The following is an 11610-nucleotide window of genomic DNA, read 5'->3' on the forward strand; positions in this document are numbered from 1 at the left end:
TGAGCCTTTACCTCACCAACTACCTAATCCGACGCGGGCCCCTCTCTCGGCGTAAACTTTCCCCGCCCAAATCTCTCTGGGGGGCGTATCCGGTGTTAGCGTCCGTTTCCAGACGTTATTCCGAACCGAAAGGCAGGTTCCCACGTGTTACTCACCCGTGCGCCACTAAGGCCGAAGCCTTCGTTCGACTTGCATGTGTTAGGCATGCCGCCAGCGTTCGTTCTGAGCCAGGATCAAACTCTCAGGTTCAGATCGCGGCCGAAGCCACGACTGACAGGACCGCCGATAGCGATCTCCTGAAACGTCGATACTGATACAGTTTCTCTGCTCAAAAGATGCACAGACGATCCTCGATTGTGCCGATCCCCTTAAGAACCAACACCCCAAGGCCGCAACGGCTACCAACTGCCGCCGCCTGCGCATCCCTTCTCGACTTCACGATCTACAATGTCCAAGATCCATCCCGATCACGACAGAACATCGCCCGGAGAACCGGTTCGAAGTGTCGTATTTTAAGATCGGAGGCGCGCAAACCGACCGGTTCGCGCTGGCAGGCATCTTTTCTAGCCCTCTTGGCCGATGGGGTCAAGCCCTTTTTTCCGGCATCTCCACCGAAGCGTCGGCGGAGCGATGAGCGATAAAGCACCTGCCCCAATCCTCGGGGCCTCGGCCATCGATGTCTTCGCTTCAGGAAGCTCACCGCCGGTCGAGGGGCGGGTATATACGCAGCCGCTTCAGACTCGTCCAGGGCAAAATGCGTTCCTCGGGCATTTCGTCGTACTCCGCCCGTCCCCTCTCGGAAGCCGGCCGGACGAGGGCAATTCGGATCTCGGCCTTGCCATTGCCCTTGCGGGACAGGCGAGTGGGAGACGATACAGGTGCGCTCCTGCCCATCTCCCGATCCGGCCATGCACGATCCTACCCTTCTGCTCGATGTCCTGTTTCTATTACTGGCCGCAATCCTGGTGGTGCCACTGTTTCAAGCACTGCGCATCCCCGCGGTCCTGGGCTATCTGGTTGCGGGAGCCATGCTGGGGCCGCACACGCCGGGACCGGTGGTCGATCTGGCCGTGCCTCAGGTGCTGTCGGAATTCGGCGTCGTTTTCCTGCTGTTCGCCATCGGTCTGGAACTGCCGGTCTCGCGCCTCCGCGCCATGAGACATTACATTTTCGGCCTGGGCCTGATGCAGGTCGGACTGACCAGCGCCGCCATCGGCCTTGCCGCCTGGTGGTTGGGCTTGGCACCGGAAGCGGCGCTGATCGTCGGCGGCATGCTGGCCTTCTCCTCCACTGCAACGGTGCTGAAGCTGCTGGTCGAGCGGGGTGAGACGGTCGCCCGATTCGGACGCATTTCCGTCGCGGTGCTGATCTTTCAGGATTTGGCGGTCGTGCCTTTGCTGACGCTGCTGCCGCTGCTGGCCGATCCCGACGCCAGCATTCCGTTGGCATTGGCGCTCGCCGCGGCAAAGGCGGTGGCGGCCATCCTGGTCATTATGTTGCTGGGCCGCTTCGTCGTACGACCGGCCTATCGCTTCATAGCCTCGGCCGGCAATCCGGAGCTTTTCACCGCCACCAACCTGTTCGTGGTCCTGGCCGTCGGCTGGTTGACGGCGCAGGCCGGCATGTCGATGGCGCTGGGTGCCTTCCTGGCCGGCATGTTGCTGGCCGACACCGCCTATCGCCATCAGGTGGAAGCCGACATCGAGCCGTTCCGCGGCTTGCTGCTCGGCCTGTTCTTCATGACGGTGGGCATGTCGCTCGACCTGCCGGCGATGGTGGCGGAGGCGCAGACCATCGCGGCGCTGACCGCCGCCCTGCTGATCGGCAAGAGCCTGCTGCTGTTCCTGCTCTGCCGGCTGTCCGGACTGGGGCTGGCGACCTCGCTCAGGATCGGGCTGCTGCTGTCGCAGGGCGGCGAATTCGCCTTCGTTCTGATCGGCAAGGCGGTCGGCCTGTCCGTTCTCGATACCCACACCGGCCTGCTGCTGTCCTCGTCGGTGGCGCTCAGCATGGCGGTGACCCCGGCGATCGGTGCGGTCGCCCAGCGCTTCGCCCAGGGGATCGAGGCACGGCTCGGCGCTGAAGCCTTCGGCATCGAGACCAGCGACCTGAAAAGCCATGTGCTGATCTGTGGCTATGGCCGCGTCGGCAAGGCGGTCGCCAAGCTGCTGACCGAGCACAACATCGCTTATGTGGCATTGGATCTGGAGCCGCAGCGCATCGCCGCCGCACGCCATGACGGGTTGCCGGTCTATTTCGGCGATGCCAGCCAGGGGACCGTATTGCGCGCAGCCGGGATCGAGCGGGCGCGTGCCGCCGTCATCACGCTGAACCGGCCGGACGCCGCCCATCGCGCGGTAGAGGCGATCCATGCGACGGCGCCAAAGCTGCCGATCATCGCCCGTGCCCATGACCTGGGTCAGAGCGCCGCATTGGCGGCTGCCGGCGCCAGCGCCATCGTGCCGGAGACCATGGAGGCCAGCCTGCAACTGGCCGGCCTGGTGCTGCGCAGCGCCGGGGTCGAAGCCGCCGCGGTGGAGCTCAGCCTGAAGGCCCACCGCGACGGCAATTATCGAACGCTTGCCGAACAGCAGGCCGCGAACTGAAAGGCGTCAGCGGGCGAACACCCGCGCCCGGTCGATGTGGACCGCGCAGCGGTCGCCGGCTGCGATGCCGAGCGTGGCGAGGCGCTCGCGGTCCATCTCCGCCTCCAGCGCAAGACCGGCGAGGTCGATGTCGATCCGGGCATCCGGGCCGACGACATGGATGCCGGAGATGCGGGCCGGGCCGGCTGAAGCCGGGGTGACGCCGAGGTCATGCGGACGGACATAGGCCACGGCCGGTCCCTGCACGCCGCCTTGGGTCGGGATCGCCAGGGTGCCGTCACCGACGCGGGCGATACCGCCTTCCACCATGCAATCGAAGCGATTCACCTGCCCGAGGAATTCATAGACGAAAGCGGACGCCGGATGGTCGTACACCTCCGCCGGAGTACCGATCTGCTCGATCCGGCCCTGGTTCATCACCACGACGCGGTCGGCCAACTCAAGCGCCTCCTCCTGGTCATGGGTGACGAAGACCGAGGTGATGTGGATGTCGTCGTGCAGCTTGCGCAGCCAGCGCCGCAACTCCTTGCGGACCTTGGCGTCGAGCGCCCCGAAGGGTTCGTCGAGCAGCAGCACCTTGGGCTCGATCGCCAGCGCGCGGGCGAGCGCGACGCGCTGACGCTGCCCCCCCGACAACTGCGCCGGATAACGACTAGCGAAAGGCGACAACTGCACCAGATCCAGCAATTCGGTCACCCGCCGCTTTATTTCGGCGGAGCCCGGGCGCTGCCCACGCGGCCGGACCTTCAGCCCGAAGGCGACATTCTCGAACACGGTCATGTGCCGAAACAGGGCGTAATGCTGGAAAACGAAGCCGACCTGCCGGTCGCGCGGCTTCAATCCAAGCGCTTCCTCCCCGTTCAGCAGCAGGCCGCCGCCATCAGCGCTTTCCAGCCCCGCCATGATGCGCAGCAAGGTGGTCTTGCCCGAACCGGAAGGGCCGAGCAGAGCCAGAAGCTCTCCCGACTTCACCTCCAGATCGACGGAGTCGAGTGCGGTGAAATCGTTGAAGCGCTTGGTGATGCCTGAAACCTGGATCGCCATGGGTCCCGTATCCTCTCCAGAGTCCGGCGATCAGTGCCGGGCCGCCGCCAGCTCGTCCCCGAATCGCCATTCCAGCGCGGTCTTCACGACCAGCGTGACCAGCGCCAGCATGGCCAGGAGCGAGGCGACCGCGAAGGCGGCGACAAAATTGTATTCGTTGTAGAGAATCTCGACATGCAGCGGCATCGTGTTGGTCTCGCCCCGGATATGCCCGGAGACGACCGATACGGCGCCGAACTCGCCCATCGCACGGGCGTTGCACAGCAGCACGCCGTAGAGCAGCCCCCACTTGATGTTGGGGATCGTCACCCGCCAGAAGGTCTGCCAGCCGGACGCGCCCAGCACCAGCGCCGCTTCCTCCTCGTCGGACCCCTGTTCCTGCATCAGAGGGATCAGCTCGCGCGCGACGAAAGGAAAGGTGACGAAGATGGTGGCAAGCACCAGCCCCGGCACGGCGAAGATGATCTGGACTCCCATGTCGCGCAGATACGTGCCGAACAGGCCGTTCATGCCGAACAGCAGGACGTAGATCAGGCCCGAGATCACCGGCGACACCGAGAACGGCAGGTCGATCAGCGTGATCAGCAGGTTCTTGCCGCGGAAGTCGAACTTGGCGACGCACCAGGAAGCGGCCACACCGAACAACAGGTTGGCCGGTACCGAGATGGCGGCGACGATCAGCGTCAGCTCGATGGCGGCGACCGCATCCGGTTCGATCAGCGCCACCCAATAGGCGTCGAAACCGCGGCGCAACGCCTCGACGAACACCGCCACCAGCGGAAGCAGCAGGAACAGCGCCAGGAACAGCAGGGCGCCGGTGATCAAGGCGATGCGAACCCAGACCGGCTCGGTCAGCGCCGACTGGGCCGGAGGCACCGGAACAGGGGCTGATGCGGTAAGGCTGACGTCAGCGGGCATGGCGCGACCTCATCCACTGCTGAAGGAGGTTGAGGATCAGGAGCATGATGAAGGAGACCCCGAGCATCGCGGTTCCGACCGCGGCGGCGCCGGCATAGTCGTACTGCTCCAGCTTGATGACGATCAGCAGCGGCAGGATCTCCGTCAGGCCGGGCATGTTGCCGGCGATGAAGATGACGGAGCCGTATTCGCCGATGCCGCGGGCGAAGGACAGCGCGAAGCCGGTAACCAGCGCCGGCAGGATGGCCGGCAGGATGACGCTGCTGAAGGTCTGGAAACGGGAAGCACCAAGGGAGGCCGCAGCCTCCTCCTCCTCCGCCGGCAAATCCTGGAGAATCGGCTGCACCGTGCGCACGACGAAGGGAAGGCCGATGAAGGTCAGCGCGATGGCGATGCCGAGCGGCGTGAAGGCGACCTTCAGGCCGAACAGCTCGTTCAGCGGCTTGCCCAACCAGCCGTTCGGGGCGTAGAGCGCGCTGAGCGCGATGCCGGCCACCGCGGTCGGCAAGGCGAAAGGCAGATCGACCAGCGCATCCACCAGCCGCTTGCCGGGAAAGTCGTAGCGGACCAGAACCCAGGCGACCAGGAAGCCGAACACCGCGTTGGTCAGGGCGGCGGCAAAGGAAAGCCCGAAACTAACCTCGAACGCGGCCAGCACGCGCGGCGTGGTCACCGCCGCCCAGAACCCGTTCCAGCCGAGCCCGCTGGATTTGACGATCAGCGCCGCCAGCGGCACCAGCACGATGAGGCTGAGATAGCTGAGCGTGAAACCCAGCGTCAGCCCGAAACCGGGAAGGACGCTGGGTTTCCGGAAGAAGGCAACGGGGGCGCGGACCGTCACCGCGCGCCCCTTTCCTGCCAGAGGGCCGTCGCTGTCGGCAGCGGCGACCATCGATCAACGTCCCTTCTGGAAGATCTGGTCGAAGACACCACCGTCCGAGAAATGCTTCTCCTGTGCGGCACGCCAGCCCCCGAATTGGTCGATGGTGACCAGCTTAACATCGGCGAAGCGTCCCGCATACTGGGCCGCCAGTTCCGGCAGTCGCGGGCGGTAGAAATTCTTGGCGGCGATCTCCTGCCCTTCGCGGGTGTAGAGGAACTGCAGATAGGCTTCCGCCACCTTGCGGGTTCCTTTGCGGTCGACGACCTTGTCGACGACGGCGACCGGCGGCTCGGCCAGGATCGACAGGCTGGGCACCACGATCTCGAACTTGTCGGCACCGAATTCCTGCAGCGACAAATAGGCCTCGTTCTCCCAGGCCAGCAGGACGTCGCCGATCTCGCGCTGGGTGAAGGTCACGGTGGCGCCGCGGGCGCCGCTGTCCAGAACCGGGACGTTCTTCAGCAGCTGCGACACGAATTCCTTGGCCTTCGCCTCGTCCCCGCCGTTGGCCTGCAGGGCATAGGCCCATGCCGCCAGATAGTTCCATCGGGCGCCGCCCGAGGTCTTCGGGTTGGGCGTGATGACCTGGACGCCCGGCTTCACCAGGTCGTTCCAGTCCTTGATCCCCTTCGGATTGCCCTTCTTCACCAGGAACACGATGGTCGAGGTGTAGGGAGCGCTGTTGTTCGGCAGGCGGCTTTGCCAGTCCTTCGGCAGCAGGCCGGCATCGGCGATGGCGTCGATGTCATAGCCAAGCGCCAAAGTCACGATGTCGGCATCCAGCCCGTCGATGACCGAACGGGCCTGCTTGCCGGACCCGCCATGCGACTGGCGGACGGTCAGGACGCGGCCGGTCTCCGCCTGCCACGTCTTGGCAAATGCCTTGTTGAACTCGACATAAAATTCCCTAGTTGGATCGTAGGACACGTTCAGCAGCGTATCCTTGGAATCCGCAGCGGCAACACCCAGCCAGGCCATCGTCAGGCCGGCGGCGAGAAGGGTCAGACGGCGAAGCGACATGGCAGGGACCTCCTTCGGTTGCTGCCGATTTCCACCATTTTCTTTCGTGGTATTCTCGGCGATTTTTCTATTTTCTTTGTAGAGTTTGCATGTGAGTTGGGAGCTTGGGAAGCAGTTTTTCGCACCCGGATGCGGGAAAACGGCGATGCCCCATCAACCCCTTGGCGTTACGGCAAAAAGCGCTTCGGCGACTTCGTTCGGCATGCGGGGGCCGGAGCCGTGCCGGATGGGGGATCGTGATCGGAACCGGCAACTTTGCCGGCTTTGCCTTGTTGATTACCGAGAGATCGACACTGTCAGGAGCAAACACCATGGCTGGCCCTTTCCGGAAAGTGGGTACTGAACTCCCGAAGGCCGGCACCTCGCGGGGCATGGGGCGCCCCGCCATGTGGACCATTCTGGGAATCCTTGCGGTTATGGCCTTGTTGCTGCTGTTCTTCCCGACTTGGTGACGGACCGCCGGCCGCCATGCTGGTCTATGGCGACCAGGGGGTTTGCGAGGCCCCCCTCTGCCGAATCGAGAGGCTGAGATTCGGCTTTTCCAGCCTTGCCCGTGCCGCTCCTGGTCCGGAACGGCACGACACGCTGGTGACGCTGTTCATCGAAGCGGCCGAACTGGCGCAGGGTCTGGCCGACCAGGAATTCCACGCCGCAGGCATGGACGACCGCACGCCCTTGCAGGATGCGGCGATGGCCGTGGTGATGGCACTTGCCGCACAGGTGGCGGCATCCTGGAAAGCGACGGATCCACAGAATCCAGCAGCCGTTCTGGACATGCTGGACCGGCTATCCGCTCTGCCGCTGCCCAGAATGGTCAGCATGCGCCGGGCGGAGGGCTATGCCTTCTACAGTCTTTACCCCGAAGCCTATCTGGAAGCGGCGGCGCGGCTTCCGCCGCTTTTCACCCATTCCCCGGTGGTGATCGGCCTGCGCAGCATCGGAACCGGGCTGGCCGCGCTGGCCGCGGCGGCGCTGAATGCGCCACCACCGGTGACCCTGCGGCCGGTCGGGCATCCTTTCCGACGGGAGTTGCGGGTATCGGAACGCCTGCGCGCCGCCCTGCTGGCCGATTCGGGTTCGACCTATGTCATCGTGGACGAAGGGCCGGGACTTTCCGGCAGTTCCTTCGGCGCCGTCGCCGACTGGCTGGAGGACCAGGGTGTGGCGGCGGACCGCATCGCCTTTCTGCCCGGACATGGCGGCCAACTCGGCCCGCAATCCTCCGACCGCCACCGGCGGCGATGGATCGACGCGGTGCGCCCGGTGGTCGGCTTCGACGAGTTGTTCAGGTCCGGAGATAGACGCTTCCCAGCGCTGGAACGCTGGTTCACGGATAGTCTCGGCACGCCTGTCGTTCCGCTGGAGGATCTATCGGGCGGAGGCTGGCGGCGGCTGTACGGCCCTGCCGACGGACTGTTGGCCGATGGACTGCCGGCCAATCCGCAACAGGAGCGCCGCAAATTCCTGCTGCGCACCGCCAAGGGATCATGGCTGCTGAAGTTCACCGGACTGGGCCGTACGGGGGAGATGGCGCTGGAGCGTGCCCGCGCCCTTCACGACGCCGGCTTCACAGCGGAGCCGATGGCATTGCGCCATGGGATTCTTGCGGAGTGTTGGCTGGAGGATGGCCACCCGCTGACCGAACTGCCGCCCGGCGCCGTGGATCGCCTCGGCGCCTATCTGGCCTTTCGCGCGACCCGATTCCCAGCCCCCCCCGGCTCGGGTGCAGCCTTGCCCGACCTGCTGACCATGGCCCGCACGAATATCGCCGAGGCTTTGGGCGACACCGCCGCTAAGGCGCTCGACCGCTGGACGCCCGACCTGCTGGCCGGGTTGGAGGCCGGCTTGCGTCGGGTCGTCACCGACAACCGCCTGCATCGCTGGGAATGGCTGCGGCTGCCCGACGGGCGGATCATGAAGACCGATGCGCTGGACCATGCCGCCGCTCATGATCTGATCGGCTGCCAGGACGTCGCCTGGGACGTGGCCGGCGGCATCGTGGAGTTCGACCTGTCCCGGGCGCAGGCCGAAGCCCTCTGCCGGAGGGTCGAAGAGGCCATACCGCTAGACCGCCGTCTTGTGGCCTTCTATCTGCCCTGCTACATCGCGTTCCAGATCGGCTACTGGACCTTCGCCATCGGCAGCGACCGATCGGCGGCCGGCGAACGCAGCCGGTACGAGGAGCAATGGCGGCGACGCCATCCGTCGGAAGGTGTCGGCGGATCGCATTGACACCCAGCGGCATCGCTCCTATCCGTGAAGTCGGCTGCCGGCCCTGCCCTGTCGCAGCGGCGCCGCGCTCGTCGCGACAGCTCGGCAATGCGTCAAACGGGATCGTTCGAACGATGGAAGCCTCCGATTCCCATGCCGCGCCGCTGGCGGACCTCATTGCCCGGCTGCACGGTCCGGCCGCGACCGGAGAGGCTTTGAAGGCGATTGCGGAGAGCTGCGAAGCCGTGAGGACGGCGGGGCTCGGAAACGACACCGAAGCGATGAAGACGCTGGACAGCGCAACCGTCAGCCTTGATCCGATCCTGCGGGAATCGGCTCTGGCCTATGTTTCCGCCGATCTCCACCGCTACCTGCACATCGTCGACATGCTGGACAATGTTCTGGACCTGGCGCCGCTGGAAGGCATCAACCAGATCTACTGGTCGATGCAGCGCCAGCTGTTCCTGATGCGCATGGACATGGCGTCGGTGCCCGATTTCGTCACCGACCGCCTGCTCCCGTTCTACGAGCGGTTCCTGCGGCAGATCTCGGTGCGGCTGGGTCTGACACCGGTTGCGAGGCAGCCGGGAATGCCCGGCACGGAGCGGGTGGTCATCGTGACGAACCAGTTCCTCTCCGCCGAACACCAGCCTTCGCGGGACCTGCTGCTGCTGGCGGTCCGGCTTCAGCGCGATCTTGGCCGGACGGTCCTTGTGCTCAACACCAACATGATGCCGGATCGCTATTACAGCCCCTTCGTCCCGCCCTTCGCCGCCACGGTCGAGGACAGGCTGTCGGGCGATCAGACGATCCGGTGTGGCGGCGAGCGGATCCGCATGCTGTCCTCCACCGCGCCCGGCCTCACCACAGACAAGCTGAGCAGCTTCCTGTCGGCGGTGGAGGCGTTCGATCCCGATCTGGTGATCGCCTTCGGCGGTTCGGTGATCGTCGCCGATCTGCTGGAAGGCACGCGTCCGGTGTTGTGCATCCCGACCACCAGTGGGCGGACCGTCTCGCTCGCCGACATCGTGCTGGATTTCGGCGGCCAGGCGCCGCCGGCCGGGAATGGCCGACTGGCCCGCTCCTGGCGGCCCGCCCGTTTCGGCTTGTCGCTGCGCCGCACCGGGGAAACCGCGACGCGGGCCGAGTTTTCTCTACCGGACGCCGCGTTCGTCTGCGTCGTGGTGGGCAATCGCCTCGATCTGGAGGCCGGCGGCGCTTTCCTTGACCTGCTGGGCCGGATTCTGGACGCCGTGCCGCGGGCGCTGGTTCTGTTCGCCGGCGGAGTCGAGAGCTTGCCCCGACGGCTGGCCGCCGACCGCCACGCCGGTCGGTTGCGCTGTCTCGGCCATGTCGAGCGCATGGAAGCGTTGATGTCGGTCTGCGACCTGTTCCTGAACCCGCGCCGCACCGGCGGCGGAGCCGGGGCGGCGCAGGCGATGGCGGGCGGCGTGCCGGTGCTGGCCTTCGACGGCGGCGACGTGGCCAGCGTGGCCGGCCCATCCTTCCTGGTCGCGGACGACGCGGCGTTCGTCGCCCGCGCCGCCGCCCTGGCCGACGATTCGGCGCTGCTGGCCGAAGCGAGGCGGGAGGCCCGCACCCGTTTCGCCACGGTGGAGCGGGAAGGCGCCGACGATCGGCAGCTCTCGGCCCATATGGCGGAGGCGATCGCCCTGTTCGGAAGGCGGAGATAGGCCATGCGCTTTCTCCTTTGCGGACAGGGCACGTCGGAGATCCTTTGGTCGATCCATGCGGCTCTGATCGATCTCGGACACGAATCCGTGCTGGCGCTGCCCGATATTTCGCAGGAGCTGATCGACCGGCGGATCGACGTCCTGTTCGTCCTGAACCTGTTCGAGATTCCCCGGCCGACGGTCGAGATGCTGCGCGCCTATATCGGTCAGTTCGGCGCGGAGCCGGCCATCATCCATATCTGCCTCAAGCACCCGCTGGAGGAGATCGGCGCCGGCACGGTGGAGCAAATCCGCGAGGCTGACCGCTGGATGACCGAACACGATGTTTCGATGTGGTGCATGTGCCGGGGATCGGCGGAGCAAGCCGTCCGGCTCGGGCTGACCAGGGTCTTTCATCAGCCGCTGGGCGTCCATAGCTGGATCTATACCGCACCGGCGGCGGACGGCTCGGTCGACCTGTACAAGCGCTGGATGGCACCGGATACGCCTGGACTGCGGCGTCACCCCTACGGCGCCATGAGGGGACAGACCGACGTCGACGCCGAAGCGTCGGTGCGCGACCGCTTCCTCTATCTGGGGCAGGGTTGGCCGGACCATCTCGAATCCGGACGCGAGCCGGTTCCGTCGGCGATCCGGCGCGATGCTGAGGCGGTGGCCGCCGCGATGACGGAGCGGCCGATGCTGGACAGGCTGCAGGCGATGGACACCTGCGGGCTGACGGACCGCTCGGCTGACCCAGCCTGGACACTGGACTTCAACCGGGCCTTCACCATCGCCTTCGCGGTGGAGAACCGCCGCCGCTTCGCCGCCGCCCTGCGTCACGGCCTCGGCGACGGCTTCGCGCTGCGGGGCAATGGCTGGGCGCGGTTCGGCATCGAAGCAGGCCCGGTCTCACCCGCCCCGCGGAACGCCTATTCTGCCGCGGCGGCCTGCCTGGACTTCGGCAGCCTCGCCTATGACACCGCCATCTTCCCGAGAACGCTGGAGATCGTCAAACGGGGCGGCCTGCTGGTGAGTTGGCGCCACGCCGACACCGACCGGCTTTTCGGCCCGCAAGAGGACGAGTTGACCTTCGTCGACGAGGCGGATGCGGTGCGCCTCCTCTCGGCATTGGCCAAGGAGTCCGACCGCCGCGCGAGGCTGCGGTCGGCGCATCTGGAGCATTGCTTCGACGCCCTGGCGCTGACCGCCATCCTGCCGCGGGTGGTCGGTCGCGCCGGCCGCTGACGGGACC

The 11610-nt window shown here is 66.0% G+C and carries 10 protein-coding genes and 1 rRNA gene; 6 read left to right on the top strand and 5 right to left on the bottom strand.

Features of this window, described 5'->3' with window-relative positions; translation table 11 throughout:
• Nucleotides 1-249 (bottom strand): 16S ribosomal RNA (locus tag JHL17_RS31125); the annotation flags it as partial.
• Nucleotides 250-908: 659 nt separating this feature from the next.
• Here JHL17_RS31125 and JHL17_RS31130 point away from each other — a divergent pair.
• The gene (locus tag JHL17_RS31130; RefSeq protein ID WP_200198540.1) at nt 909-2606 is read left to right on the top strand and encodes a monovalent cation:proton antiporter-2 (CPA2) family protein; all 1698 of its coding nucleotides are present in this window, start codon (nt 909-911) and stop codon (nt 2604-2606) included.
• 6 nt (nt 2607-2612) lie between these two features.
• On the opposite strand, the gene JHL17_RS31135 is transcribed toward JHL17_RS31130, so the two are convergent.
• From JHL17_RS31135 to JHL17_RS31150, 4 genes are read right to left on the bottom strand one after another with little or no spacing between them, the layout of a single operon-like run.
• On the bottom strand, nt 2613-3650 hold the full coding sequence (locus tag JHL17_RS31135) for a sulfate/molybdate ABC transporter ATP-binding protein (RefSeq protein ID WP_200198541.1): 1038 nt from the start codon (nt 3648-3650) through the stop codon (nt 2613-2615).
• Nucleotides 3651-3680: 30 nt separating this feature from the next.
• On the bottom strand, nt 3681-4568 hold the full coding sequence (cysW, locus tag JHL17_RS31140) for a sulfate ABC transporter permease subunit CysW (protein WP_200198542.1): 888 nt from the start codon (nt 4566-4568) through the stop codon (nt 3681-3683).
• Nucleotides 4558-5460 (bottom strand): sulfate ABC transporter permease subunit CysT, encoded by a 903-nt coding sequence (gene cysT / locus JHL17_RS31145; RefSeq protein ID WP_200198543.1) that lies wholly within the window; start codon nt 5458-5460, stop codon nt 4558-4560. The genes cysW and cysT overlap by 11 nt, the downstream gene beginning before the upstream one ends.
• A gap of 3 nt (nt 5461-5463) precedes the next feature.
• On the bottom strand, nt 5464-6471 hold the full coding sequence (locus JHL17_RS31150) for a sulfate ABC transporter substrate-binding protein (RefSeq protein WP_282189388.1): 1008 nt from the start codon (nt 6469-6471) through the stop codon (nt 5464-5466).
• Nucleotides 6472-6489: 18 nt separating this feature from the next.
• On the opposite strand from JHL17_RS31150, the gene JHL17_RS31155 reads away from it, so the two are divergent.
• The 5 genes from JHL17_RS31155 to JHL17_RS31175 all read left to right on the top strand — a co-directional run bounded on the left by JHL17_RS31155 (nt 6490) and on the right by JHL17_RS31175 (nt 11603).
• The gene (locus tag JHL17_RS31155; protein ID WP_200198544.1) at nt 6490-6711 is read left to right on the top strand and encodes a hypothetical protein; all 222 of its coding nucleotides are present in this window, start codon (nt 6490-6492) and stop codon (nt 6709-6711) included.
• The gene (locus JHL17_RS31160; protein WP_200198545.1) at nt 6708-6923 is read left to right on the top strand and encodes a hypothetical protein; all 216 of its coding nucleotides are present in this window, start codon (nt 6708-6710) and stop codon (nt 6921-6923) included. Before JHL17_RS31155 ends, JHL17_RS31160 begins: the two co-directional genes overlap by 4 nt.
• A 16-nt stretch (nt 6924-6939) precedes the next feature.
• Nucleotides 6940-8703, top strand: coding sequence for a hypothetical protein (locus JHL17_RS31165; protein ID WP_200198546.1), 1764 nt, complete (start codon nt 6940-6942; stop codon nt 8701-8703).
• A gap of 113 nt (nt 8704-8816) precedes the next feature.
• Entirely contained in the window at nt 8817-10376 is a 1560-nt protein-coding gene (locus tag JHL17_RS31170; protein ID WP_200198547.1) for a glycosyltransferase, read from the top strand.
• 3 nt (nt 10377-10379) lie between these two features.
• A complete protein-coding gene (locus JHL17_RS31175; protein WP_200198548.1) occupies nt 10380-11603 on the top strand; it encodes a glycosyltransferase in 1224 nt (407 codons plus the stop codon).
• Nucleotides 11604-11610: the final 7 nt, after the last annotated feature.

It is taken from the genome of Azospirillum endophyticum, from assembly GCF_016595245.1.
Classification (GTDB): domain Bacteria; phylum Pseudomonadota; class Alphaproteobacteria; order Azospirillales; family Azospirillaceae; genus Azospirillum; species Azospirillum endophyticum.

Excerpts from the sequence above, each read along its gene's own strand:
- JHL17_RS31130 (WP_200198540.1), top strand. The coding sequence starts at position 909 with ATGCACGATCCTACCCTTCTGCTCGATGTCCTGTTTCTATTACTGGCC.
- JHL17_RS31135 (WP_200198541.1), bottom strand. The coding sequence starts at position 3,650 with ATGGCGATCCAGGTTTCAGGCATCACCAAGCGCTTCAACGATTTCACC.
- cysW (WP_200198542.1), bottom strand. The coding sequence starts at position 4,568 with ATGCCCGCTGACGTCAGCCTTACCGCATCAGCCCCTGTTCCGGTGCCT.
- cysT (WP_200198543.1), bottom strand. The coding sequence starts at position 5,460 with ATGGTCGCCGCTGCCGACAGCGACGGCCCTCTGGCAGGAAAGGGGCGC.
- JHL17_RS31150 (WP_282189388.1), bottom strand. The coding sequence starts at position 6,471 with ATGTCGCTTCGCCGTCTGACCCTTCTCGCCGCCGGCCTGACGATGGCC.
- JHL17_RS31165 (WP_200198546.1), top strand. The coding sequence starts at position 6,940 with ATGCTGGTCTATGGCGACCAGGGGGTTTGCGAGGCCCCCCTCTGCCGA.
- JHL17_RS31170 (WP_200198547.1), top strand. The coding sequence starts at position 8,817 with ATGGAAGCCTCCGATTCCCATGCCGCGCCGCTGGCGGACCTCATTGCC.
- JHL17_RS31175 (WP_200198548.1), top strand. The coding sequence starts at position 10,380 with ATGCGCTTTCTCCTTTGCGGACAGGGCACGTCGGAGATCCTTTGGTCG.